The following is a 25,723-nucleotide window of genomic DNA, read 5'->3' on the forward strand; positions in this document are numbered from 1 at the left end:
AGCTTCTTATTGACGGTTAATTATTACTATTTAATCAACATATAATTGGCTTTGGTTACGCTTCGATGATGGGTGAAAAAGATATTGCCTTTAAATGTGTCGCCTTTAGGAACTAAAACATCAATTAAATATCGAATGACTACTTATACATCAGTATAACGAATAGATTGGCGTTTATTATTTTAGATATTAAATATTGAGGTTGAATAATGCGTGTAACCAATTGTCTTTATTTAGGTTTTGTTTTATGTAATGCACCCTCAGCCATGGCTGAGTTAGAGACGACGGTGGTCGTTAAGGGAGATAAGTTCATCTATGAAGGGGATATCTCTGGTGATGCGAATGAAACACTGTTGTCGTTATATAAAAATAATGAGCAGATCAAAACATTAGAAATTAAGAGTTATGGTGGAGAAATTAACCTTGGGATGGATCTCGGTGAGTTTGTTTATAAAAATAACTTAACCGTTGAAGTGAACGAGTATTGTTTTTCATCATGCGCAAATTATGTATTTCCAAGCGGAAAAAGAAAATTAATAAGTAACCGTGCTGTTATTGGTTTTCATGGTGGGGCAAGCAGTACCGAGTTTGATGATAGTGAGTTCGAAAAAGAGTTAGCTAGTGTATCCATTGAGCAACGTGAAGCGACATTAAATGAAATGGCTGAGTATATGAAGAACTCAGTAAAACGTGAAGATGCTTTTTATTCCATGATTGAGGTTGATCAGAGAATCACAACATTAGGTCAAAGTGATGATTTCTCTCAGTTTGAAGAAGATTATGATGGCTGGTACTACTCAATATCTGCTTTACATAAATTAGGTGTTGATAACGTCTTTTTGATTGATCCCCCAGTGGAATATAAACCAATCAGAAGTGATTTAATGCTTTTTGAAATTGATGCTGATAAATTTTAACACATCAAGTAATGGGGATTATTTGGTGTATTAAGCATAGGTATTTATAATGCTTTTTTATGTTAGATAATATCTAGTTTTCTATCAAAGAGAGACTCAATTATGAACAATTATTTTGAAAGTCCATTTGTTGGTAAATCATTAAAAGAACAAGTAACTAACCCGAATATTATCGTTGGTGAGCACAGTTACTATTCTGGTTATTACCATAATCACAGCTTTGATGATTGTGCTCGCTATTTACTGCCAGATAGAACGGACATTGATAAGCTAATTATTGGTAGTTATTGCTCTATTGGGTCGGGAGCGGTTTTTATGATGGCAGGAAACCAAGGGCATCAACATAAATGGGTAAGCTCCTTTCCATTTTTCTATCAAGATAACGATAATTTTACTGATGCCAAAGATGGCTTTGAGCGTGCTGGTGATACCGTTATTGGCAATGATGTATGGATTGGTACAGAAGCAATGATCATGAGTGGCGTCACTGTGGGTGATGGGGCAATCATTGCAAGTCGTGCTGTAGTGACGAAAGATGTAGAACCATACTCCATTGTGGGTTCAAACCCTGCACAGCATATCCGCTTTCGTTTTACAGAGACAGAGATTGCTCAACTAGTAGAAATGAAGTGGTGGCAGTGGAGTGATGAGAAAATTAAGGGTGCAATGGACTTACTGTGTTCGTCAGATATCTCTGGTTTGTACTTATATTGGAAAAACAGTAAAAAATTATAGTCATCGGTGAGTCTAATATAATAGTTAGAAGCAATCTAAATTCACTATGGTGAAAATAATAAATAAAATTGAATGCCAAGTTGTAACTACGACTTGGCATTTTTTTGCATCGAATTCATTCCAACTGTAATTATTAGTACTCAAACTAATATTTTCGTTTAACAGCCATCTTTGGTACAATCTCGCGCTTGTTTTTGATGGAAGATTAAATGAAATTATTATATTGGTTAGATGAGTGGTTAACCAACTCACGTTTAGAGCAACAAGCACAGTTACCAATGTCTGGCGGAGACTTGCTAGACAATGTGTATGTTAAATATAACTTTGTTGATGTGAACAAGCCGCTATTATTCACTTTTTCACCAGCTGGGACTAACGTACAAGAGCAAGATCTGAATGAAGATTTTGCGCCTTGGGGTTACTACTTAGCGCAAAAACAAAAAGTAAATGTTATCTCTTTTCAACACTTAGGAAAAAGTAATTGGTTTCGTAGCCGTAATCTAATTTTCTTTTTAGAACAATTAGCTACGCTACTAGAACCTTTTAGTTATCGCTTAGGTTATGGCCTAAGTCGCGGTGGCTTTGCTGTTGGTGCTTTTGCAAATTTATTGCAGCTTGATCAAGTATTACTGTTTCATCCAGTGAGCACTAAAAACCAAAAAACAGCCCCTTGGGATGATAGATCTAGTACCGAAATTGCACAGCAGTTTGATTGGGAAGGGGACTATCACGATCTCGATTTAGGTAAAGCGAAAGGGTATATCATTTATGATCCAACCAATCGTATTGACCGTTTGCATGCGAAACGTTATCCAGAACTGACCCATTTACGAGTTTTTGGTATGGGGCATGGAACTCATGCTACGTACTTGAATAAATTTGGCTTTTATAAGCAAGTAGCAGTAGATTTCATTCGTAATCAACAGATTGATATTACACAATTCCGTCAACAAACGAGAACATTGCGTTTTAAAGAAGATTATTACACTCGCCTTAGTAAAGTGAATGCGAGCTCTGAGCACCGTTTAGGCTTACTAAGCAAAGCACACAATATTTTGATTGATGAGAAAGAGGCGCATGTGCAAGAACATCAAGCACAAATTAATGTGCAGCCACTGATTGATATTGCACTTAGACATCAAGATGATCACCCTAAAGATGCGATCAAATTGTTGGAAATGGCTCAGCAATTAGTGCCAAATGATCCTTTAGTTGAGCATAAACTTAGGCAGCTACTTTAAGCCTACTTTATTGTCTGATTATCTAAACGCCCCGTTTTAAATGGGGCGTTGTTGTATTCAGCGTACTATTTATTATTAATTGAGAGTGCCGTAGGGCTGATTTAATTCACTTTAAAAAGCAAAAATAGGATAAAATAGTCGGCTATTATTTTAGCTTTGAGCCATTTATATTCATGACCACTACTACAGCACCAGCCAATTTTTCAGAACTTGGTCTTATTTCACCATTGTTAGCACGATTAACAGAGTTGGAATATCAACAACCAACGCCTATTCAAGCACAAGCTATCCCAAGTGTATTAGCTGGCCGTGATCTAATTGCTGGGGCGAATACTGGTTCAGGTAAAACAGCCACGTTTGCATTACCTATGTTGCAGCAAATTTTTGAACAGCAATCAGGTAAACCACAAAGCAATAAAGGTAACTATGTTACGGGGCTAGTGTTGGTTCCTACTCGTGAATTGGCACAGCAAGTTGCTGATAGTATTAAATCATATTCTGCGCATTTTAATGGTGCGATTAAAACGGTTTCAGTGTTTGGTGGTGTTTCAGTTAACAAGCAAATGTTAGCTCTACGTGGTGGCGCAGACATTTTAGTGGCAACACCAGGCCGATTATTAGATTTGATCTCAAGTAACGCGATTAAACTTGATAAAGTAAAAACCTTAGTGCTTGATGAAGCAGATAGAATGCTAAGCCTTGGATTTACTGATGAGCTTAATGAATTACTTGCGTTAGCACCCAAACAGAAGCAAACATTATTATTCTCTGCAACGTTTCCTGAAGAAGTTGAGGGATTAACTCAAGCGTTACTTAATAATCCGGTAGAACTTCAATTACAAAGTGCAGATGCAAGTACGTTAGTACAGCGCGTATTTACCGTTAATAAAGGTGAAAAAACAGCGGTATTAGCGCATTTAATCCATCAACAACAGTGGCGCCAAGCGCTTATTTTCGTTAATGCGAAAAACAGCTGTAATCATTTAGCGGATAAACTATCTAAACGTGGTATTACTGCCGAAGTATTCCATGGTGATAAAGGTCAGGGCGCTCGTAGTCGTGTACTTGAAGGCTTTAAAGCGGGTGAGATTGATGTACTCATCGCGACTGATATTGCGGCTCGTGGTTTAGATATTGAAAAGCTACCTGTAGTGATTAATTTTGACTTACCAAGAAGTCCTGCTGATTACATGCACCGTATTGGTAGAAGTGGCCGTGCTGGTGAGGTAGGTCTAGCATTATCATTAATTGATTTTGAAGATTACCATCACTTTAAAATTATTGAAAAGAAAAACAAGATCCGACTTGAGCGTGAACAAGTAGAGGGTTTTGAAGTAGATGAAGAGATCACAGAAGCGTTATTAGAAGCGATTAAACCAGTCGCAAAACCAGAAGGTACTGGTAAGAAGAATAAAAGAAAATACCCAGATAACTGGTAAGAAACACAGCAAGTTTATTGAATTGATATAATTAAAACACTCGACAATTAAACTTGTTGAGTGTTTTTTCTATGTATTGAGCTTATACAAATTACAGTAATTATTTAATTACATTGGTATCAGGATCTAATATGAGAAAAATTTATACAACGGAAGGGAATACTTCTTCCAAAAAACAAAAAGAAGCCTATCCTGTACTTGCACTGTGTGAAAACTGTGTAGGTAAATACACAGTCATTAGTGAAGGTGAGAGAACTTATGATCGTTGTGTAAAGTGTGGTGCTGACGACTAATTATTGTGATCTTATTTAAGATTTCATCGATTATCAGTAATCGAATGTAAAATAAGGAAATAAAATGAGTGCAATTGGTAATTTAATTTGGTTTCTTTTTGGTGGCGTATTCATGGGACTAGCATGGTGCTTTTTTGGCGTATTAGCCTTTATTAGTATCATCGGTATTCCATGGGGAAGAGCGTGTTTCGTTATTGCTGGCTTTTCTTTTTTCCCATTTGGTAAAGAAGCGATTTATCGTGATGAATTAACCCAAAACGAAGACATAGGCACAGGGAGTCTTGGTTTTATTGGTAATGTTCTGTGGTTTATTTTTGCAGGTTTCTGGTTAGCGATTGGTCATGTAATGTCAGCAGTTGCTTGCTTTGTTACCATCATTGGTATTCCATTTGCGATTCAGCACTTAAAGCTTGCCGTGATCTCAATTGCGCCTATTGGTCAGACAATTGTGGATAAAGAAGTTGCTGCGGCTGCTCGTCGTGCTAATGCAGAAGCGAAAGTGAATAAGTGGCGATAATGAAAGAGTAGAATATTTAGATTATTACTTGCCAGCGGCTAATTTTTCACTAGAATCGCGTAATATTTATTTATTTAGTGATTAATTAATGAAAACGCTAATAGCTAGTACTATGCTGGCATCGTCAATGATATTAACAGGCTGCGTAACTTTCCCCACACAAGAATCAGAAAAAGTAGATGTGATCTGGGATGAGGTTGAAGTGGTAAAAGGCTGTCAACGTCTGGGTGTCGTCTTTGGGTCAGAAGGCCATTTTTATGATTATTGGCTACACGCAGACAAAGATATGGTTTGGGGTACGTTAAACCAAATGCGTATTAAAGCCGCGGCTTTAGGGGCGGATACATTGTATCTATACCAGTCTTTGGATTTTTCAAGTTCAGTGACTATGTTTGGTAATGCTTATTTGTGTGAGCAACCAGAAGAGAATGTAAGCCAGACTAAATAGCTTTTTAGACGAAGAAAAGGGCATCCATAAATTATGGATGCTTTTTTATTTATTTTTCGGAAGGCTCAGATATTTGATACAACTTATGATCATCGCAAGTTGTTTCACAGTTACACACTTTATTGACTCCTACGGTATTTAACCCGCCACAACTGCCTTGTATTTCTTTTCGCCCAAATATGACGCCCAGTGCCATTAATAAAATAACAAGTATAAACACGCTGAATGTTATTAATAGAGTACTCATTCTTCAATCTCCGCTTGAAGCATTAAGGCTTTTCCTTGCACTAAACAGCTTGCGACTTTGAATCTTGCTTGTTTAACGATGTTACCAAAGGTTTGTCTAGATACCATCATCTGATCGGCAGCGTCTTGTTGACTTAATCCTTCAAAATCAGCCAATCGTAATGCCTCTAATTCTTCAGCAAGTAGTTGTACTTGCGGTAGTTCTGTTGTTGGTACGCCATTAGGTTTAAAGCAACTGTATGGTGCTCTACTACAAATACGACGACACTTTTTAGGTCTAGCCATAATGCTCTCCATTAAATACAAGCAAAGTATAAGTTCATTATTAGCATATGCCAATAACTATTTTTGGCATATGCTAATAACAAGTGTCGGGAAGATTAAAAACTAATCATGAAGAGTATTTTTTTTATTTAGATCAAGTGGTTTTTATTGTGGCTAACGACAAGGTGATATTTATTCGATATTATGCGCCTTTATTAGAATAATGAATTGGCAATAAATCTTATGAAAATTTCTGTTGATGGTGGTTCTTTTCAAGTTTCAGTTGAAACTGAATATGCAGGGTTAGTAGTTGAAGCAACAAAGATTTTTCACTCAACTCGTGAGCAAGCTGGATCAAACGACAAAGCGATTTTACGCTTTCTACAAATCATCATTGAGCATCGAGAAGATAATGATGCAATTGGTTATGCATCAATGGGGTTATTAGGTTGGTACAACGAAGTGATTTATGCTGTAGAAGATAAAGACATTACGTTAAATTTACCTAAGATCTTACCACATTTATTAAACCCTACTGGTGATCTTACTGCAACCAGTGCGAATGAAATGAATATGTTTAAGCATTAGGATTTACGATGAGCCAAGCTGAAATTCAAAAAATCATTGCTAGCTTTACTTCAGTAGAGCAGCTTCTTGAGCATTTTGATATTGGTTTTGACAGTAAGTTTATTGATGAATATCGAGAGCCATTAATGAAACGATGTAATGGTTACTTACTGCTTGCTAAGCCTGATGATTGGTTTTCGGCTCGTCGTGCAATTAAAAATGCATATTGTAAGATCCAAAGAGGGCGATTAGATCCCCATACTCGTTCAGCGTGCAGTGGTTGCACTACGTGCATTCGTCGCTAGATGCACATGCTTGCAACTAACAAAGCCCATTAAACGAATAATTGGAACCCTTGTATGCGACCTACGCTTGTACGATAGTGTGAGAGGACGGAGGCCGCGAGACCTCCTCCTACGGGATTATACTTGTTTGAATTAATGCACTATTTGCAGTTCATCCACTTCCATATTGATTTTAGTTGGGTTCTTTTGTAGCCAACGTAAACGTAAGCTTAATAAAACCGCAGATGTTGTTAGACCGCCAATAAAGCCAAACCAGAAACCATAAACACCCATAGGGTCAGTGACCCAATCGGTCATTCCAAGAATGTAGCCCGCAGGTAACCCTACAATCCAATAAGAGACAAACGTACACTTAAAGATAGCCGTCATATCTTTATAGCCACGAAGTGCACCAGCGGCGACCACTTGTACAGCATCAGTACATTGATAAATAGCAGCAAGAAGCATAAGACTTACCGCTAATTCTACTACTTCTTTATTGTCAGAATATAGATATGCGATCTGCTCACGGAACAATAAAGTTAACATGGCAGTGCAGCATGCCATTAGTAAACCAAAAGCCAGTCCACAGAAGCTTGCAATCTTAGCGCCTTCAAGATCGTTTTCACCGAGTTTATGTCCTACACGGATACTAACGGCAATGGCGATACTCATTGGCACCATGAAGATCAACGATGAGAAGTTAATTGCGACTTGGTGCGCAGCAACAACGATTGATCCTAATGGTGAAACAAGTAGGGCAACCGCGGCAAATAATGTCACTTCAAAGAAGATAGAAAGAGCAACAGGTAAACCTAATTTGAAAAGACGATAAATTTCTTTCGCTTGTGGTTTATTCCATGTTTCGTATAAATTCACACGACGTAATTTAGGGGCAATAAACGTATAAATAACCATGCTAATAAACATTAACCAATATACGATTGCCGTTGCAACCCCACAACCCACACCACCTAATGCAGGCGCACCCATTTCACCATAGACAAACATCCAGTTTAACGGAATGTTAGCTGCAAGGCCGATAAAGCCGATAATCATTGCTGGCGTGGTTAAAGACAAGCCTTCACAGAAACTACGTAGCGCTTGGAATAATAAAAACGCAGGAGCGGCCCATAGCACCGCATGTAAATACCCTTGGGTCTTTTCAAATAACTCAGGTTCTACATCCATAGCCGCAATAATAAAGCCCGCGTTATAGAGGATAAGCATAATTGGTACAGAAACAATTAACGCTAAGTAAATACCTTGATGGATTTCAAATGGAACTTTTTTAGATTTTCCTGAGCCATTCAATTGAGCAACAACAGGCACTAACGCCATTAATAACCCGACACCAAATAAGACAGATGGAAGCCAAACACTAGCAGCAATAGCAACGGCTGCCATGTCGGTCGCACTGACGCCACCAGCCATAACGGTATCAACAAACCCCATGCCTGTCTGAGCGACACTCGCAATTAGGACTGGTGTTGATAATTTAATTAATCGAACGATTTCTTTTTGGTATCTGTGCACTGATTCACCGTACAAATTTTTAGTATAAAAAGGGCATTAATGTATTAAAGAGCATAAATGCGAGTTCATTCTGCGCTAGTAGCTATCGCAAAAGAAAATGGGGTCTGATTGAGTGCTTTGAACAGAGAAAACTGTTAAAGGTAAGCAGAAAGTGGACAGTATATAGATATAAGAGGCACTTCACAAAATGAAATATTCAACGTATCGTAGCTATTTTTAAAATAGCTAAAATGAAATTAAACGATTCAATGTATTTGATGGTATTGATAGGAGTGAATGATGTTTACTGGGATTGTTGCGACAACGGCAGAAGTTATTGAAATAACAAAGAAAGATAGATTTCAAACTCATGTGGTAAAAATACCTGCGCCATATCATCAAGGTTTAGAAATTGGTGCTTCTGTTGCTCATAATGGCTGCTGTTTAACGGTAACCAATATTAATGGGCATCTTATCTCTTTTGATTTAATCGAAGAAACACTACGTTTAACCAATCTTGGTTTATTGGAAGTAGGGCAGCGTATTAATATTGAACGAGCAGCTCGTTTTGGTGATGAAATTGGTGGTCACTCAATGTCTGGCCATATTGTGGATGTGATGACAGTGAGGGAGATTAACCAGACCACCGAAAATTGCCAAATTTGGTTTGATGTCGCACCACGGTGGACTAAATATATATTGCATAAAGGCTATATTGGCGTTGATGGCATTAGTTTAACTATTGGTGATGTGGATGAGAAAGGATTTAACGTTAATTTGATCCCTGAAACGTTAGAAAGAACCAATCTAAGCCAGCGCAGTATTGGTGATAAAATTAATTTAGAAATCGATCCGCAAACACAAGCAATAGTAGACACCGTAGAGCGAGTGTTAGCGAATCAATAATGAGTTGGAAATAACTTAAAACAGTCCATCTTCCTCATTACTCGTCATTAGATTTATAGATTGATTGTGAGGGTTTACCTCCATCGTGAATTCAATTGCGCGGTGACAAGATGGACAGTCATCATAAACGGTTTTATTTGATTGCTTTTGGTCAATAAGCATATTAATAGCGTGTTGACAGTTTGGGCACTGTATATTTTGATTTGTGTAATTATTCACAACAAACTCCTTATTATTGTTCAGCAATTACGAACATGTACTTTGGTGTATCTTCATTCATAGTAGAAAAGAGAGTTGTTTTTTGAAGTGAATTAAGTAAAAAGATTGATGATATCGACCTTTTTTAGTTTAGATTAATAAAAAATGAGATGGCGAGTACCATCTCATGTATTGCATGGTCTATTTTTTATTTAGGTCAAGTTTGTCAATCAGCTGCTGAGCATGGATCATATACTCTCCACCGAACATAGAGCAGTGATTTAGTACATGGTAAAGATTATATAAATGCTGACGAGTTTCAAAGCCTTCTGCTATAGGGGTGATAGATTGATAGCCTTCGAAAAAACTGTCTTGGAACCCACCAAATAACTTAGCCATTGCCAGGTCACATTCAGGGTCTCCCCAATAACAAGCAGGATCATAACTGATTGGGCCTTTAACACTCAGTGCAATATTACCGTGCCAAAAGTCACCATGTAATAATGCGGGCTTAGGTTGATGATTACGTAATATGTGTTTTGAATTTTTAATTAAGGTTTCTATATCACCCAACGCCATGCCTTTTTCATGCAAGAGTTGCAATTGCCAGCCAATACGTTGCTCGGCGAAAAAACAATCCCATCGGCGGTGCCAAGTATTAATCTGTAATACATTTCCTAGGTAATTATCGCAATCAAAGCCGTATTCAAGCTGATCTCCCCATAAATGATGGTTAGCAAGATTAACGCCGAGAGCAAATGAGGTGAGTTGATCCATAGGCTTTGTAGGTAGAAAGTTGAGAACTAAAAACGAGTGCTCCTTTGTTGTGCCAACATGAAGGGGCGATGGCACAAGCATATGGTCTGATTGGTCAAGCTGATTGAGGCTTTCCGCTTCGGTTTCAAAAATGGGAAGTTCTGCGCGCTCGTTGACTTTAATAAAGTAGCGCTGAGCACCATCACTGATCATGTAACAATCATTAATCTCTCCACCATTTACAGCTTCGCGTTCAGAAATGATAAAAGGGCGACCTGTCACATCAGTGATTTGTTGAGCGATAGCTTGCCACATAATTGCCTCTCTTGAATATCTGAAAATTATCTAACTAAGCATAGTGTATTCTTAATTAATATCTGTGAAGTAAGGCAAAAAATCACTTTCAATATTATAGTAATAAGATAAATCAATAAATTTGCAAGGAAGGTAACTGTCGGTATGTTTGGGTTTTGATTGTCAATGCAAAAGGAAAGTATTTGAGACTTATTCTCTATTTTGATAAATTACCAATAAGAGCTTGTGAAAAATAAGCATTTATAATTATAACGAACTATTACTAACGGACAGATAATGATTGTCAATACAGAAGGTTACCATGCTCTTATCGAGTATCTAACAGAACATTTAGCGATTTTTGCAAATCAGCAAGGTGATACTGGTGAAGAGACAGTGGAAGATATTGTAACCGATTTAATTGCTTCTAATTTAATGACGGTATTTTCACAAAATCCAGAATTGGATCCAGGTGTACGATTTACGTTGTTACGTGAAGCTGATGCGGTAGTAGCAGATTTAGGTGAAGTACTTGCTGGTGCTTGGGTTCAAAAAGCGACTAATGAGCAAGTGATGTTTCTCGATGATTACATCGGCCTGATTAAAAATCTATTTGATAGCGCTTTCAAATAACGTTTAATCGCATAAATGCATTGATTATGAAGCCAAATAAAATAAGACTAAAATGGTCATTGTTTTATTTGGCTTTTTACTTATATCTTTTCAATAACGCCTTACAGAACTCGTCTTACTTGCCAGAATGCTTTTTTCCAATAAGGGTTATTTAGGCTTGAAATGATCACACCTTTCGATGTAGATGCATGCATAAACTCTCGATTGCCAATATACACGCCTACATGTCTTACTTTTACGCTAGTTTTAAAGAAAATAAGATCGCCTTTTTTTGCATTCGATAACGGGATCTTTACGCCAGTTTCAACTTGATACTGCGTTGTTCTTGGAAGCCATTGTTGATGCAAACTAGCTAGTGCATCTTGTGTGAAAGCCGAACAGTCCACGCCTTGCTTGCTTGTACCGCCATATTTGTATGGAACACCTTGCCATTCTTGAAAATAGCCTTGATACCCATCAGATGTCGATAATTGAGGGTGTTGAGTACTAATTTCTTGTTTTGTAAGCTGCGGCTCAGAAGGGGAGGCACAACCAAATAAAGTGAGTAAGGCAAAAATAGAGATAAAATGGCGAGTCATGTTCAATCCTAGATAATAAAACCAACCTTACTATTCTGACTTATTTTTATAGCTAAAAGCAATTTTAATAAAAACAAGATTATACAATCATTGGTGTTGTGAATGACTTACGTTTAATGTTAGCGATAAATTTTACATTTTAGTTAAAAAGTGGTTATAAATACTGCAAATGAAATATTTTGTGACATTTTGACTCTTTAATGATTTTTACAATCGTGTAACCTTTGTGTGAATTTTGGAAGTACTTACTTTTAACTAAATCACTTGCTTTTTAACCATTTAATACAGAATGGGGTGTTTTAATTATAAAGAAAGACAAAAACAAGGAGTTACAGATGAGTTCGTCTGCATCGCAACAACAGAATCAACAACAGCCTAAAAAGCCGTTGTTCACACGTTTTCTTGATTCGGTAGAATATTTAGGAAACCTATTACCACACCCAATTACCCTTTTTGCAATCTTTTGTGTGGCAATTTTAGTTTCATCAGGCATTGCGGGTTACTTTGATGTATCAGTAATGGATCCTCGTCCTGAAGGGGCAAAAGGTCGTGCTGCTGATGGCATGATCCACGTGGTTAGCCTATTTAATGCTGAAGGCTTACAACTTATCGTTACTAACTTAGTGAAAAACTTTGTTGGTTTTGCCCCATTAGGTACTGTTCTTGTAGCAATGCTTGGTGTTGCAATCGCAGAGCACTCAGGCATGTTATCTGCTGCTATGCGTGGCATGGTAATGGGCGCATCTAAGCGCATGGTTACAGTAACGGTTGTATTTGCAGGTATTATCTCTAATACCGCATCTGAGCTTGGTTACGTAGTGCTTATCCCATTAGCTGCAATGCTTTTCCACTCACTAGGTCGTCACCCGTTAGCGGGTCTTGCTGCGGCGTTCGCTGGTGTATCAGGTGGTTATTCTGCAAACCTGCTCATCGGTACGGTTGATCCACTGCTTTCTGGCATTACAGAAACAGCAGCACAAATGATTGATCCAACTTATACGGTTGGTCCTGAAGCAAACTGGTACTTTATGTTTGTATCAACCTTCTTTATCGCAATCATTGGTGCTTTTGTCACAGAGAAAATTGTTGAACCAAAATTGGGTAAATACAATGATGAAGAAGCGTCTGAAGATCTATCAAACGATAAAATGGGTAAGCTAACTGCCATTGAGAAGAAAGGTCTTAAATTCGCAGGTGTGGCTGTTCTTATTGTGAGTGCATTACTTGCATGGACGATTGTTCCTGAAGATGGCGTATTACGCTCAGCAACAGGTACGGTTGCAGGCTCTCCATTCCTTAAGAGTATTGTGGCATTTATCTTTGTATTCTTCGCTATTCCTGGGTTTGTTTATGGCAAAGTCGTAGGCACGATGAAGAATGACCGTGACGTGATCAATGCAATGGCAACATCAATGTCTTCAATGGGCATGTATATTGTTCTTGTGTTCTTTGCTGCACAGTTTGTTGCTTTCTTTAAGTGGACTAACTTTGGTCAGGTAATTGCGGTTGGTGGTGCGAACTTCCTACAAGATATCGGTCTTACTGGTCCTATGTTGTTCTTCGCATTTATCTTAATGTGTGGCTTCATTAACTTAATGATCGGCTCTGCATCTGCACAGTGGGCAGTAACCGCACCAATCTTTGTTCCAATGTTAATGCTAGTAGGTTACGCACCAGAGACAATTCAAGCAGCTTACCGTATTGGTGATTCAACAACGAACATCATCACACCAATGATGAGCTACTTTGGTCTTATCCTTGCTGTAGCAACTCGTTATATGAAGAATTTGGGTATCGGCACTCTGATTGCAACTATGCTGCCATATTCAATCTGCTTTATGTTTGGTTGGAGCCTCTTGTTCTACCTATGGGTATTCGTATTTGGTCTCCCTGTTGGCCCAGGAGCTGCAACATACTACACGCCATAACGGTTAATCGAATAAGCACTTAGCACTGAGTACATAATGAGTTCTAAGTATATATAAATTAAAAGGCGATCTTCGGGTCGCCTTTTTTTGAACGTTGGTTTTTGTAATGCGATTGCTTATTTGAGTAGAGCAAGGATAATGGCAGCATGATGAATGGTGATGTGTGGTTCTATGCGCCTTGATAAGTTTATTTGTAAAAGTACAGAATTAACGAAAACTCAAGCGGTTGAGTTGATTCTTGAGGGAAGGGTAAAAGTAAACAGTGACGTTGTCACACTTGAGTCGATCCAAGTTCATGAAAATAATCAAGTTACACTGGATGGAAAAGAGCTACTGGCTCGACCTTTTCGTTATTTATTAATCAATAAGCCTGCGAATACGATTTGCTCTAATGTTGATGAAGCGTACCCCTCTTTATTTAACTATATAAAAGAAGGGAATAATGCAGAGTTGCATATTGCAGGGCGCTTGGATGCAGATACGACAGGATTAGTGTTGATCACTGATGATGGACGTTGGTCATACAATATAATTACACCAAATAAAAAATGTGAAAAAGTGTATCGAGTGGGTTTACGTAAACCAATAGCAGAAGAGGCAGAGAAACAATTTGCAGCCGGAGTGCAGTTACAAGGTGAATTACAACTTACGCGACCTGCAAAGCTTGATGTTATTACACCCCAAGAGGTTCTACTTACTATTACGGAAGGTAAGTTTCATCAAGTAAAACGAATGTTTTCAGCGATTGGTAATAAAGTCGTCTCTTTACACCGCGAGAAGATTGGATCGATCAGGCTTGATGTAAACGAAGGTCAATGGCGTTACTTAACTAAAGAAGAAGTAAACTCAATTTAGCAAATAAGAATGAGGTGCGATGAACACCTCATTACGATGGTTTATTTATTTCTAAATGGTTGCGTCAGCATTTTATCTAGGCGTTGCTCTTTTTCTTTTCTGAAAAAACCAAGGCCAATTTTCATTTCTTCATGACCATCTTGCGGTTTTACTAAATAGGTTTTACCAAAATAGTCCCAAATGGATAAAAAGAATCCATAGTTATTATGCATTTCAGAGATATGAACGGAATGATGCACCCGATGAAAATCAGGAGTCACTAATAATACTCGTACATAGCGATCTAACCATTTTGGAATAAATAAATTGCTGTGATTAAACATAGCGCTTACGTTTAGAATAATTTCAAATAAGATCACGGCCTCAACAGGGATGCCTAATAATCCAATGGCTGCAATTTTAATAAGCATAGAGAAAATTATCTCAACAGGATGAAAGCGTGTGCCTGTTGTGACATCAATATCTTGGTCTGAGTGGTGCATTCGATGTAATCGCCACAATAGAGGGATACGATGAAAAGCACGGTGCTGCCAATAGATCAGCCAATCCAACAGTAAGATGGATAAGAGCCCAGTTAAAAATGATGGCGTGTTTAAATAATTAAATAGTCCCCACTGTTCTTGATTTGCAATTACAGCAGCATCAACCGCTAATAAGGGCAGAGCTAGGCGTAGAATTAAACTATTAAAAAAGACTAAGCCAATATTATTAAACCAGCGAGTCGATTTTTTTTGAGTCAAAGGTTTGCGCGGCCATCGGTATTCAGCCACAGCAAAAATGATGAATGCAACGATAAAACACCCTAAACGAAGGGGATCACTGTATTCAATCCAGTTAATTTCCATTAGGAATTCTCTTATAGAACTTGTTATTACTTATACTGTAAGTAAAATGCGCTTTTTTTTCCATATAAATAGCTTGGTTATTGCAAATGCGTATTCACAAAGTTCATCAATTACATAAAGAAAGATTAGCACGTTCTACAAAACCCTTTAATGCGCGTGGTGCTAATGTAAACCGTTGTGAGTATTGCCAAGTCCATAAAGATTACTGTATTTGTGAGCATCAGCCTGCAGTTAACTCTAATGCTGCTTTCTTGCTGATCATGTTTGATACCGAAGTGCTAAAGCCAAGTAATACTGGCAAACTCATTGCTGATTTAGTCCCTGAAACTCATGCTTATCTTTGGTCTCGTACAGAGCCAAATCCAGATATGTTAGCGTTATTGCAAGATGAATCATACCAAGCGTTTGTTATTTTCCCTGAAGAGCAGATTGAAAATAAAGCGCTGGTCACTAATGATATAGTGATGACAGAAGGAAAAACGCCTTTATTCATTTTACTTGATGGAAGTTGGCGTGAAGCAGGGCGCATGTATCGTAAAAGCACTTACCTACATCAATTACCTGTCTTGTCTTTTAATCGTGAGCATTTATCTAGTTACATTATGCGTAAGGCCTCAAAAGATCACCAGCTATCAACGGTTGAAGTGGCAAGTTTGGTATTGGATTTATTTGGTGAAAAAGAGAACGCAAGACACCTTGAGTGCTGGTTTGAATTATTCCGAGAGCATTATCTTTACAGTAAGCGACCAGTAAAAGGGGCTGAACGAGGAATGGGTTTAAAAAATCTGATGGAGTTTCGTACAGAACTGAAAGAAAGCAACCAAATCTAATGGGATTTTGAGGTTCATTTCACACAAAATAAAGGGTAATTCCGCCTAGGTCACAGTCTGTATTTATATAAATTAGGTAAAATAACACCATGAAAATTTAAATAGATTAGGACAAGGATACCTTATGTACTACGGTTTTGATGTAGGCGGCACAAAGATTGAGTTTGGTGCGTTTAATGAGAAATTAGAGCGCGTTGCTACTGAACGAATACCAACACAAACAGAAAATTACGCATTATTAGTTGATGACATTGCAGGCTTAATTGCAAAATATGACGCTGAATTTGGTGTTGAAGGCAAGGTTGGTTTAGGTATTCCAGGAATGGAAGATGCTAAGACAGGGGCGCTATTAACAAGTAATGTTCCTGCTGCTAAAGGCCAATTTTTACGAAAAGATTTAGAAGCAAAAATCGGTCGTTCAGTAAAAATTGATAACGATGCCAACTGTTTTGCTTTATCAGAAGCGTGGGATGAAGAATTTAAAGATTCACCGTCAGTAATGGGGCTAATCTTAGGTACAGGCTTTGGTGGTGGGTTGATCTTTGATGGTAAAGCATTCTCTGGTTACAGCCATGTTGCAGGGGAGGTAGGGCATTCTCGTTTGCCAATAGATGCATGGTTCCATTTAGGTGACAAAGCCCCGTTGCTTGAATGTGGTTGCGGTAATAAAGGCTGTATTGATAACTATCTTTCTGGCCGTGGCTTTGAGTTACTTTACGCGCATTATTATGGCGAGCAAAAGAAAGCGATTGATATTATCAAGGCTAATGAATCCGGTGAAGCCAACGCTGTTGAGCACGTAGATCGTTTTATGGAACTGTTAGCGATTTGTTTTGCTAACCTGTTTACCTGTTTTGACCCACACGTGGTTGCATTAGGCGGTGGTTTATCAAACTTTGAATTGATTTATGAAGAGTTACCAAAACGTCTTCCAAAGCACTTATTATCAGTAGGTCGTGTTCCTCGTATTATTAAAGCGAAACACGGTGATTCTGGTGGGGTTCGTGGTGCTGCGTTCCTAAATATTAAAGAGTGATAATTAGGTAATACGTAAAATAGAAAATGCAGATATAAAAAGAGCCTCATGTTATTTGTTATTACTAACAGATAAACAGAGGCTCTTTTTTGTAGTGCGCTTAACTAAGGTTAAGTAGTTAAAGTTAACTACTGATTAAGCACAGCATTTTTTGTATTTTTTACCGCTACCACAAGAACAAGGTTCGTTACGGTTAGGTGTTTTTTCAAAGCGAGTTGTTTTTGGCTTGTTTAAAACGCCTTCAAGCTCAAGAATATTTTCTTCTTTCTTTGCATTCACTTCGATGTTTGCGAATAAGTTGTGCTCAGTAAGCTGCGCTTCAATTTCAACTTTACGCTCTTCTGTTTGAACAACTAAAGTTAGTGGTGCTTCTTCAGTACCTAACTTAACGTCACGCTTGGTGTTAAAACCAGAAAGAACGTGGTTTTGACGAGTTTCGATACGACCTTTGAAGAACATTTTAGACATCTTGGAGCCTTATAATTTTTTGAACACAGTATTTTAGGCATGTTTATACTATAAACAGCAGCGGTGATAAAGGTTTAAAAAAAGTAATCTTGATTTACTCATTTAAATACAATTCAGCCATACCATCTAGCTTGCTTTTCACTTCTTTCCAATTTGGCATCACGCTGGTTAATAAGCGCCAAAAGCGCTCGCTGTGGTTATGCTCTGCAATGTGGCAAAGCTCATGCAGTATTACATAATCAATGCACTCTTTAGGGGCTTTGATTAGGTGAGGATTAAGCATCAAGTTCCCTTTGGTAGAGCAGCTTCCCCATTGTTTTTGCATTGGCATCACACGAAAGCTTGGAATACCATCAACCCATGTTGCTTGTGGCAATAGCTCTGCTAACCGTTCATGAAAAATACGCTCTGCTTTTACGCCGTACCAGCCAGAGACTAACGCTTTGGTTAGGGCCTGTTTGTCGTCATTAAAACGGGTGAGGGTAACAAGCAGTTTGCCTCGACTCATTTTAACGCTGGGTAACGCGGAGTTATCTTCAACCACTTTAAGCACATAGCGACGGCCTAAATAAAATTGCATTTCACCGCTTACATACTGTTTGGTTTCTACATACGCTAAATGGGCACGAAACTCTTTTAGTGCGTCGTAAATCCAACTGGCACGTTTCATCACTGCATCATGTATGTCGCTTCGCTCTGCATCATCAGGGGCATTAATCACTACTTCGCAGCTAGGATGAACCTTGATGCTAATTTTACGCTTTGCGTTCTCGTTAATGGTTTTTCTAATAACAGAGTAGGAGACCGCTTCATCGCCATAGATAAAGCTGTACTCTTCTTTGTTACTCTCTTTTTCGTTTACCGATGCCATTAATGATGACCTGCTACGCCTAAACGAGTGATCTGGATAATGTCCGCAATCACTAGGTTAGTTTTATCCATCCCAATCGCTTTGAATAGAACAGGCAATAGTTGACGGCGGATCTGGTTTTCAATCTCTTGTGGGTTAATTGAAAACTCAGCAACGGCTGCGGTAACTATTTCATCAATTTTTAGAGCGTAGTTGAAGCGTTCATCTTCGCTCAAGGAATTGGTATCTTCTACGTGTTTTAAGAACAGACCAAAGTACGCTTGCACATGACGTTTGATTTTTGGATCAATCTCAGAGAAACGGTCTGTTGGTAACCCTTCAACGTTACGCTCGATCACTTGCTCTTCAAAATCAGCAAATAACAGATATTGCTTAATAGGGGCATCAAACATCTCTTTGGTTTTATCGATGGCCTGTTTCAATAATTTAGAGAAATACGCTTGGGCATAAGGATCATCCGCTAAATCTTGCTCAATCATCTTAGTGATACGGCCTGTGATCACGTCTTTTTTGTTACGTGCTTCATCGTCACTCATCTCTTCTGGTTTGGCGTGTTTACCCATATTACCCACCAGATAAGCACCTTCGGACTCTTGAATTTCTACGCCACCAATATGTTTATCCAACATGGTGCGAATGTTTTCTGCATATTCATCGTAATCGACCGTTTCTTCTGCATCTTCACGGACTTGTTTACGCAGATCAGACATGGATTTTAAGGTCTTTTTGTATAAATCTCGTTTGTCGTCAAAACTCTTATCTTCAAAGTAGGTTGCCGATTGCAGTGCCACTTTTAAACAGTTAGAGAACGCGGTTAATGCGTCATAGAAATCGTTACGTTTTTTAAGATTGGTATCCGTTAATAACCCATCAATGGTATCGATTTTTGGTGCTAATGCTTGGCGCAATGCAGGGCCATCTTGTTTGTTTGATACACCATCAAAAATAGCCCAGATATCGCGATATAATCCTGGTAATTTTTTGTATTCGGTATCCATGCGATGGTAAAGACCTTCTAGGTCATCAATATCAAAACCGCCTTTAATGCGCTCTTCTAGCTCTTGGTAGTTTGCTATCGACGCATCAAGCTCTTTTAAAATGCCGCGATAATCAATCAAATAGCCAAATTGCTTTTTAGCGTGCAAACGGTTCACACGCGCAATGGCTTGAATTAAGTTATGTTGTTTAAGCGGTTTATCAATGTAAAGCACGGTGTTTTTTGGCTCATCAAAGCCGGTGAGTAGCTTATCAACCACAATCATGAGATCAGGGCCGTCGTCTTTACTAAACTCATCAATAATGTGTTTGGTGTAGGCCTTTTCATCTCGCCATTCTTTTTCTGTTACATTGGCTTTCCACCAATTTTGTACTGTGTCAGTGCTTTCACCATCAACCGTGTCATGGCCTTCACGAGTGTCAGGCGCAGACATTGCAACAACCGATGTCACTTTACCTATCTTATCCAATAGCTTTTTGTATTGAATGGCAGAGGCTTTAGAGTCACACGCCAATTGTCCCTTTAACCCTTGGTGCTTAAAGTTTTGGAAGTGATCAGAAATATCATGGGCGATCAGCTCTAAACGTCCCTCGGTTTGGTAAATTTGCCCTTTTTGAGCAAACTTTTTCTTTAAATCCGTGCGCTGTTTTTCTGATAATTTATCGGTAATACGGTCAAACCACGCATCAATCGCTTTGTCGTTGGTGCTGAGATCAGGAATGCGCTCTTCATACAATAGTGGGGTAACGGTTTGGTCTTCTACCGCTTGCTGCATGGTGTAAGAGTGGATGATCTTACCGAATTTATTTTCTGTTTTATCGTCTTGCAGCAGTGGGGTTCCCGTAAAGCCAATATAAGCGGCTTTGGGTAGAGCTTGTTGCATACGAATGTTGTTTTCACCGTTTTGGCTGCGGTGCCCTTCATCTACTAATACGATAATATCAGGGCTGTTGTTGTAACATTCTGGTAGCTCAATCGCGGTACCAAACTTATTGATGATAGAGAAGATAATACGTTCGTTACCTTTACCAATTTGCTCGGCTAGGCGTTTTCCTGTGGTCGCCATGGCCTCTTTTTTATCTTTGTCTGATAATGCGCCACCAGAGGCAAATGTTCGAGCCAGTTGGTCTTCTAAATCCACTCGGTCAGTAACCACAATCACGCGACATTTTGCTAACTCTTTAAGCCAGATAAGCGCTTTTGATAAAAACACCATGGTGAACGATTTACCAGAGCCTGTGGTATGCCAAATTACGCCACCATTACGTGCGCCCAGATCATCAAATGAGGTGATACGCTTAACGAGAGCTTTAATGCCAAACACTTGTTGATAACGCGCAACAATCTTGCCGACTTTTTTATCAAACAGGGTATAAAGGCGAGTCATTTCTAATAGACGATCATGACGCAGTAGCGATATTAGTAAACGGTCTTGATCAGTCACCATTAAATCACCACCTGAGATCAGCGATAGATACTCTTCACACACCTTATTCTGGCGATGGTTAAAAATACGGTCGAAATTTTCTTGTGATAATGGCGTGTTTTTTAAGCGAGAAAAAGTGTGCTCTGTGATTTCTTCTTCTTTCCATTTCGCCCAAAATTTACTTGGGGTTCCGCAAGTAGCGTAGCGTCCATCGTGTCCATTCACCGACATGACCAATTGGCTATAAGCGAATAGGTGAGGGATGCAATCTTGTTTTTGATTACGAATGGTTTGAGATACGCCTTCTTCAATGGTGGGCTTTCCTACCGTTGAGGAGTCTGGGCGCTTGGCTTCAATCACGACCAAAGGTAAACCATTTACGAAGCAGACCATATCAGGAATGTAGTTTTTGGTGCCGTGGGTGTTTTCGACTTCAAGCTCTTCAGTAAAGTGGTATTTGTTGTTGTCAGGGTTTTCCCAATCAATGATCTGAATGGTTGGGTTGGCTTTTTTGCCATCCACAAACTCAGTGACGCTGATACCATACGTCAGTGAGTTATATACCTTTTCATTGGCTGCTTTTAAGCCTTCATTCATGGCTGGGTTGGCTAATTCTTGAATGATTTTATCAATCGCATTTTTTGATAAATGATGCTCTTTACCCATAAACGAATAGGTTTTGTGTTGCAGCACATCACGCAATACATTAGGTAAGATGACGCTTGATAAGTTACCTCGCATAACCGTGCAGTCACTTGGTGGAATGAACTCATAGCCAAGGTTGGTTAATAGCGTGAGCGCAGGAATTTTTGCGCTTTGTTCTTCTTTGAAGTTAGGGACGGGGTTAGTTGTCATCGTTGTTTTTATCTCGTGCAAGCAGTAGCTGTCGTTCTTTTTCAAGCTGTATACGAAGCTCTTCTTCACTTGGTAGTTCCATCATGTATTTTGATGCAAACAAGTGTTCACTGTCATTGAGTACCGAATATTTTGCCACCGTATGGTTGTTTTCAGTACACAGAATTAAGCCGATGGTAGGGTTATCATCACTGCGGCGTTTTTTCTCTTCATACATACGAACATACATGTCCATTTGCCCAACGTCTTGATGGGTGAGCTTATGCATCTTTAAATCGATGAGCAGAAAGCACTTTAGATGGAAGTTGTAGAACACTAAATCAATGTAATAGTCTCCATCATCGGTACTAATACGTTGTTGACGCTCGACAAACGCAAAGCCTTTACCGAGTTCCAGTAAGAACTTTTGCAAGTTATCAATTAAGGCTTGTTCTAGTTCGCTTTCTTGCAACCCTGCACTTGGTAAGCCAAGGAAATCGAGAATATAGGGATCGCGAAGATAATCTTTTACATCTACTGCTAGTGGTTTGGTGTTTTGCTCTGCTTCATCCAGCACTGACTGTAGATCATGCTTACCCGCTTGGGTTGCAAGTAATCGTTCGTAATAAAGCGTTCCCATTTGCCTTTCAAGAGCACGAACACTCCAGTTCTGTTCTGCTGCCTCTTTTAAATACCAAAGGCGAGCATGTTCGATTTCGATGCTAATCAGTTTATTGTAGTGAGACCAACTCAAATCGGCAGACAGTGTCTGCCGATTTGGAAATGCCTGATAAAAACTGCGCATATTTCTTAGGTTGCGTACTGAAAAGCCCTTACCGAACTCCTCTGTTAACGACACAGAAAGGCTTTTCAGCACTTGTTTACCATATTCAGCTCGTGTCTCGCCTTGCTGTTCACCTTCCACAATTAAACGGCCTATTTGCCAATAGGTTTGCACCATGGTGGTGTTGACGGTTTGTGCGACCTGTTTTCGTCCCTCAACCAGTAAAGTACGAATATTGTTTAACAAGTCGGTGTTTAATTGTGAAAGATGATTTTTCATTAGGCGGCCTCTACTTGTACTCTTCTCTTTCCTGTCAATAACTGCTGCATCAATGCCTTTTTTTCTTGCTTGAAGTGCGCAAGTTTGGCTTCTAACAACTTGATTTCTTCATCGGCAGCAGTGAGAACTGATGCGATTTTTTGTTGCTCTTTAACTGGCGCTACTAATACTTCTATAGGATCGAGGTTTTTAACAGACAATCCAGGTTGAGCTTGTCCTGTCGCATACTGGTTCAAATCCAGTTCTATTAGCTTGTAGTAGAGCCATTTGGTATCAATATTTTGGTGTGGTGTTACTACAACCGCATGCTCCGTCGCATGAAACTTACCTTCAGCTAGCGTTATATTTCCACAGAGAGCACCTTGCCTACCAATCAGAGAATAAAGCCCCTCATGGGTATATGATGCTGTAAATCCACGTAAGCCATTCCCTCCGTAGCACGGGAATAGACTTTCATCTTTTGCATTAGAAATTTCTGAAGCCTTTACAAATTTACCAGCTTGTAGTTTTCCAATGTGTTTTAAAGGTTGAACTAGCCACTCCCCCTCAAACGCTTTACCCGTTTCAGGGTCAACCAAACGCTTTTTACCCGTCAACAACTGCTGCATTAAAGCTTTCTTCTGCTGCTTACTGGCATCAATCAGCTTTTCAGTGGTCGTAATCGCCTTATCCCATGTAGAAAGGATTTGGGCGATTTTGCGTTGTTCTGGGAGTGGGGGGATCGGTACATGAATATCTTTTATAATCCCCGCACTAAGGTTTTGCTGACCGCCACTATTTGCTAGCTCACGTATATTTTCATACTGACTAGTTAAATATTGATAGTAATAGTCCACATTATGCTCTTTGTGCAAAAGCAAAGCTGCACACGCCTGATTCGTTGATGCTTCAATGCCCAGTTTAGCTACTTGCCCTCGAGTTTTTCCCTGTCCATACATCGCCATCAGAATTGTATCTTCAGGAAACAGTTTGGCTGATGAGTTATCTAGTCCTTCTTGTGTTATTTTTTGCTCGGTATCGGTAATTATGCCGAACTTAACTTCAGAAGTTGTTACCCAAGGTATATGCCCATTCCAGTACAAATCTTTCTTTCTGCTTGGAGTTCCACCTGATGTTACTTTTGCTATATCATCAACGATACCTTTCTCCCAACCATTAGGCACCATAACCCAACTCCTCTAGGTAGCCCGCCATTTCCGCTTCTAGATCAGCTAGTTCAGTTTGCAGCGCTAAACGCTCACTACGCACAGCCATCAAATCAATTTCCGCTTCTTCTTCAAACGTATCGACATAACGAGGAATATTAAGGTTGTAGTCGTTCTCGGCAATCTCTTCTAATGTTGCTAGGTAAGAGTACTTGTCCGTAGTCTCACGGGCTTTGTAAGTATCAACAATCTTCTGAATATTTTCAGACGTTAATACGTTCTGGTTCTTGCCCGATTTAAACTCACGAGAGGCATCAATAAACAATACTTTGTTGTCATCTTTCTGCTTTTTGAATAACAAAATCGCCGCAGGAATACCTGTACCAAAGAACAGCTTTTCAGGCAGACTGATAACGGTATCTAATAGGTTTTCATCAATCAGTTGTTTACGGATTTTACCTTCTGAAGATGCACGAAATAGCACACCATGAGGCACAACCACACCCATGCGGCCGCCCTTGCTTGTTGGAGTAGCAGGTTTTAACGTCTCAATCATGTGTGAGATAAATGCATAGTCACCTTTGGTTTTTGGTGGTACACCACGACGGAAACGACCAAAGTGATCGCTTTCTGCATCTTCATGGCCCCATTTATCCAAAGAGAAAGGAGGGTTGGCTGTTACGACATCAAAGTGCAGTAGACCGCCTTCTTTATCTTGAAGTTTAGGGTTACGAATGGTGTCACCCCATTCAATACGGTGGTTGTCTTCACCGTGTAGGAACATGTTCATTTTTGCCAATGACCATGTTGAGCCAATCGCTTCTTGACCAAATAGGGCGTATTGCTTAGAGCCGCCAAAGTTCTTTTGAATTTGCTTACCACATTTCATCAGTAGTGAGCCAGAGCCACACGCAGGATCACAAATGGTGTCGCCTTGTTGTGGCTCTAAGATGATAGAAAGCAGATCTGATACTTCTGGTGGAGTATAGAATTCACCTGCTGATTTACCACTGCCAGCCGCAAAGTGTTTGATTAGGTATTCGTAAGCGTTACCAATGACATCTAACGAACCAACACGGCTTGGGCGTAGGCTTAATGCTTCTTTACCAAAGTCTTCTAATAGGTGACGTAGAATGTCATTTTTTGATTTCTCATCGCCCAATTTATCAGTGTTAAAGCTAATATCTTGGAACACGCCTTTTAATTTAGTGCCGTTGGCTTCTTCAATGGCGTGTAGCGCTTTATCAATACGTGAGCCGTTACCTGCTTCAAAGCGTGATTCATACAAGTCCCAAAACGTAGAGCCAGTTGGAATTTTGAATGATTGGCTTTCCATCATTGCCGCTATCAGCTCTGGCTCGTCACCATATTCTTTAGCTAGTTCATCTACTTTGTCTTGGTGAACATCTGAAATGTATTTTAAGAACAGCATGGTTAAGATGAAATCTTTGTAGATAGATGGATCTACGGTGCCGCGGAAAGTATCACAAGCAGACCATACGGCTTTGTTGATGTCGTCTTGGTTGATTTGGGTATGTGGCATGGGTTACCTAGCTGTTATGTGTAACGCTTATTTATATTGGTGATTAAGCGA

At 39.2% G+C, this 25,723-nt stretch carries 28 protein-coding genes; 15 read left to right on the plus strand and 13 right to left on the minus strand.

Going from position 1 to position 25,723, the window contains the following annotated elements; translation table 11 throughout:
* Positions 1 to 209 precede the first annotated feature (209 nt).
* The 7 genes from PVK62_RS01935 to PVK62_RS01965 all read left to right on the plus strand — a co-directional run bounded on the left by PVK62_RS01935 (position 210) and on the right by PVK62_RS01965 (position 5,590).
* Positions 210 to 917, plus strand: a complete 708-nt coding sequence (locus PVK62_RS01935; protein ID WP_274443237.1) for a peptidase — start codon at positions 210 to 212, stop codon at positions 915 to 917.
* Between the two features lie 102 nt (positions 918 to 1,019).
* Positions 1,020 to 1,652: a type B chloramphenicol O-acetyltransferase gene (gene catB, locus PVK62_RS01940; RefSeq protein ID WP_274443235.1), complete on the plus strand. Its 633-nt coding sequence runs from the start codon at positions 1,020 to 1,022 to the stop codon at positions 1,650 to 1,652.
* 209 nt (positions 1,653 to 1,861) lie between these two features.
* On the plus strand, positions 1,862 to 2,893 hold the full coding sequence (locus PVK62_RS01945; protein WP_274443234.1) for a cytosolic protein: 1,032 nt from the start codon (positions 1,862 to 1,864) through the stop codon (positions 2,891 to 2,893).
* A gap of 173 nt (positions 2,894 to 3,066) precedes the next feature.
* Positions 3,067 to 4,332: a DEAD/DEAH box helicase gene (locus PVK62_RS01950; protein ID WP_274443233.1), complete on the plus strand. Its 1,266-nt coding sequence runs from the start codon at positions 3,067 to 3,069 to the stop codon at positions 4,330 to 4,332.
* Positions 4,333 to 4,463: 131 nt separating this feature from the next.
* Positions 4,464 to 4,625: a hypothetical protein gene (locus PVK62_RS01955; RefSeq protein ID WP_274443232.1), complete on the plus strand. Its 162-nt coding sequence runs from the start codon at positions 4,464 to 4,466 to the stop codon at positions 4,623 to 4,625.
* Positions 4,626 to 4,689: 64 nt separating this feature from the next.
* Positions 4,690 to 5,142 carry a YccF domain-containing protein gene (locus PVK62_RS01960; RefSeq protein WP_274443231.1) on the plus strand — a complete coding sequence of 151 codons (453 nt, stop codon included), beginning with the start codon at positions 4,690 to 4,692 and terminating at the stop codon, positions 5,140 to 5,142.
* A gap of 88 nt (positions 5,143 to 5,230) precedes the next feature.
* Entirely contained in the window at positions 5,231 to 5,590 is a 360-nt protein-coding gene (locus PVK62_RS01965) for a DUF4156 domain-containing protein (protein ID WP_274443230.1), read from the plus strand.
* 49 nt (positions 5,591 to 5,639) lie between these two features.
* Here PVK62_RS01965 and nqrM read toward each other — a convergent pair whose 3' ends face one another.
* Complete coding sequence (nqrM, locus tag PVK62_RS01970) at positions 5,640 to 5,837, minus strand: (Na+)-NQR maturation NqrM (protein WP_274443229.1); 198 nt, start codon at positions 5,835 to 5,837, stop codon at positions 5,640 to 5,642.
* Entirely contained in the window at positions 5,834 to 6,121 is a 288-nt protein-coding gene (locus PVK62_RS01975) for a DUF134 domain-containing protein (RefSeq protein WP_274443228.1), read from the minus strand. The genes nqrM and PVK62_RS01975 overlap by 4 nt, the downstream gene beginning before the upstream one ends.
* A 222-nt stretch (positions 6,122 to 6,343) precedes the next feature.
* On the opposite strand from PVK62_RS01975, the gene PVK62_RS01980 reads away from it, so the two are divergent.
* Together PVK62_RS01980 and PVK62_RS01985 are read left to right on the plus strand one after the other, a co-directional pair.
* Positions 6,344 to 6,688 (plus strand): hypothetical protein, encoded by a 345-nt coding sequence (locus PVK62_RS01980; protein WP_274443227.1) that lies wholly within the window; start codon positions 6,344 to 6,346, stop codon positions 6,686 to 6,688.
* Positions 6,689 to 6,696: 8 nt separating this feature from the next.
* Positions 6,697 to 6,972: a nitrogen fixation protein NifW gene (locus PVK62_RS01985; protein WP_274443226.1), complete on the plus strand. Its 276-nt coding sequence runs from the start codon at positions 6,697 to 6,699 to the stop codon at positions 6,970 to 6,972.
* Between the two features lie 132 nt (positions 6,973 to 7,104).
* On the opposite strand, the gene PVK62_RS01990 is transcribed toward PVK62_RS01985, so the two are convergent.
* On the minus strand, positions 7,105 to 8,487 hold the full coding sequence (locus PVK62_RS01990) for an MATE family efflux transporter (RefSeq protein WP_274443225.1): 1,383 nt from the start codon (positions 8,485 to 8,487) through the stop codon (positions 7,105 to 7,107).
* A 279-nt stretch (positions 8,488 to 8,766) separates the two neighbouring features.
* On the opposite strand from PVK62_RS01990, the gene PVK62_RS01995 reads away from it, so the two are divergent.
* A complete protein-coding gene (locus PVK62_RS01995; RefSeq protein WP_274443224.1) occupies positions 8,767 to 9,372 on the plus strand; it encodes a riboflavin synthase subunit alpha in 606 nt (201 codons plus the stop codon).
* Positions 9,373 to 9,387: 15 nt separating this feature from the next.
* Here the strand turns inward: PVK62_RS01995 and PVK62_RS02000 are convergent, their stop codons facing one another.
* A complete protein-coding gene (locus PVK62_RS02000) occupies positions 9,388 to 9,591 on the minus strand; it encodes a CPXCG motif-containing cysteine-rich protein (protein WP_274443223.1) in 204 nt (67 codons plus the stop codon).
* A gap of 180 nt (positions 9,592 to 9,771) precedes the next feature.
* On the minus strand, positions 9,772 to 10,641 hold the full coding sequence (locus PVK62_RS02005) for a fructosamine kinase family protein (protein ID WP_274443222.1): 870 nt from the start codon (positions 10,639 to 10,641) through the stop codon (positions 9,772 to 9,774).
* Between the two features lie 276 nt (positions 10,642 to 10,917).
* On the opposite strand from PVK62_RS02005, the gene PVK62_RS02010 reads away from it, so the two are divergent.
* Positions 10,918 to 11,253, plus strand: coding sequence for a DUF3802 family protein (locus PVK62_RS02010; protein WP_274443221.1), 336 nt, complete (start codon positions 10,918 to 10,920; stop codon positions 11,251 to 11,253).
* Between the two features lie 101 nt (positions 11,254 to 11,354).
* Here PVK62_RS02010 and PVK62_RS02015 read toward each other — a convergent pair whose 3' ends face one another.
* A complete protein-coding gene (locus tag PVK62_RS02015) occupies positions 11,355 to 11,831 on the minus strand; it encodes a C40 family peptidase (protein WP_274443220.1) in 477 nt (158 codons plus the stop codon).
* Positions 11,832 to 12,166: 335 nt separating this feature from the next.
* On the opposite strand from PVK62_RS02015, the gene PVK62_RS02020 reads away from it, so the two are divergent.
* On the plus strand, positions 12,167 to 13,759 hold the full coding sequence (locus tag PVK62_RS02020; protein WP_274443218.1) for an AbgT family transporter: 1,593 nt from the start codon (positions 12,167 to 12,169) through the stop codon (positions 13,757 to 13,759).
* A gap of 171 nt (positions 13,760 to 13,930) precedes the next feature.
* Positions 13,931 to 14,614, plus strand: a complete 684-nt coding sequence (locus PVK62_RS02025; protein ID WP_274443217.1) for a pseudouridine synthase — start codon at positions 13,931 to 13,933, stop codon at positions 14,612 to 14,614.
* Positions 14,615 to 14,655: 41 nt separating this feature from the next.
* On the opposite strand, the gene PVK62_RS02030 is transcribed toward PVK62_RS02025, so the two are convergent.
* Positions 14,656 to 15,459, minus strand: a complete 804-nt coding sequence (locus PVK62_RS02030; protein ID WP_274443216.1) for a sterol desaturase family protein — start codon at positions 15,457 to 15,459, stop codon at positions 14,656 to 14,658.
* A gap of 86 nt (positions 15,460 to 15,545) precedes the next feature.
* On the opposite strand from PVK62_RS02030, the gene PVK62_RS02035 reads away from it, so the two are divergent.
* Entirely contained in the window at positions 15,546 to 16,289 is a 744-nt protein-coding gene (locus PVK62_RS02035) for a tRNA-uridine aminocarboxypropyltransferase (protein WP_274443215.1), read from the plus strand.
* A 124-nt stretch (positions 16,290 to 16,413) separates the two neighbouring features.
* Positions 16,414 to 17,325 (plus strand): N-acetylglucosamine kinase, encoded by a 912-nt coding sequence (gene nagK / locus PVK62_RS02040; protein WP_274443214.1) that lies wholly within the window; start codon positions 16,414 to 16,416, stop codon positions 17,323 to 17,325.
* A gap of 135 nt (positions 17,326 to 17,460) precedes the next feature.
* Here nagK and PVK62_RS02045 read toward each other — a convergent pair whose 3' ends face one another.
* From PVK62_RS02045 to PVK62_RS02070, 6 genes are all read right to left on the minus strand, one after another.
* On the minus strand, positions 17,461 to 17,793 hold the full coding sequence (locus PVK62_RS02045; protein WP_274443213.1) for a PBPRA1643 family SWIM/SEC-C metal-binding motif protein: 333 nt from the start codon (positions 17,791 to 17,793) through the stop codon (positions 17,461 to 17,463).
* A gap of 94 nt (positions 17,794 to 17,887) precedes the next feature.
* Complete coding sequence (locus PVK62_RS02050; RefSeq protein ID WP_274443212.1) at positions 17,888 to 18,664, minus strand: M48 family metallopeptidase; 777 nt, start codon at positions 18,662 to 18,664, stop codon at positions 17,888 to 17,890.
* The gene (locus PVK62_RS02055; RefSeq protein WP_274443265.1) at positions 18,664 to 21,942 is read right to left on the minus strand and encodes a type I restriction endonuclease subunit R; all 3,279 of its coding nucleotides are present in this window, start codon (positions 21,940 to 21,942) and stop codon (positions 18,664 to 18,666) included. The genes PVK62_RS02050 and PVK62_RS02055 overlap by 1 nt, the downstream gene beginning before the upstream one ends.
* Positions 21,932 to 22,984, minus strand: coding sequence for a PDDEXK nuclease domain-containing protein (locus tag PVK62_RS02060; RefSeq protein WP_274443211.1), 1,053 nt, complete (start codon positions 22,982 to 22,984; stop codon positions 21,932 to 21,934). Before PVK62_RS02060 ends, PVK62_RS02055 begins: the two co-directional genes overlap by 11 nt.
* Positions 22,984 to 24,150 carry a restriction endonuclease subunit S gene (locus tag PVK62_RS02065; protein ID WP_274443210.1) on the minus strand — a complete coding sequence of 389 codons (1,167 nt, stop codon included), beginning with the start codon at positions 24,148 to 24,150 and terminating at the stop codon, positions 22,984 to 22,986. Before PVK62_RS02065 ends, PVK62_RS02060 begins: the two co-directional genes overlap by 1 nt.
* Complete coding sequence (locus tag PVK62_RS02070) at positions 24,140 to 25,672, minus strand: type I restriction-modification system subunit M (RefSeq protein WP_274443209.1); 1,533 nt, start codon at positions 25,670 to 25,672, stop codon at positions 24,140 to 24,142. Before PVK62_RS02070 ends, PVK62_RS02065 begins: the two co-directional genes overlap by 11 nt.
* Positions 25,673 to 25,723 lie beyond the last annotated feature (51 nt).

It is taken from the genome of Aliivibrio sp. S3MY1 (genome assembly GCF_028765575.1).
Taxonomy (GTDB): Bacteria; Pseudomonadota; Gammaproteobacteria; order Enterobacterales; family Vibrionaceae; genus Aliivibrio.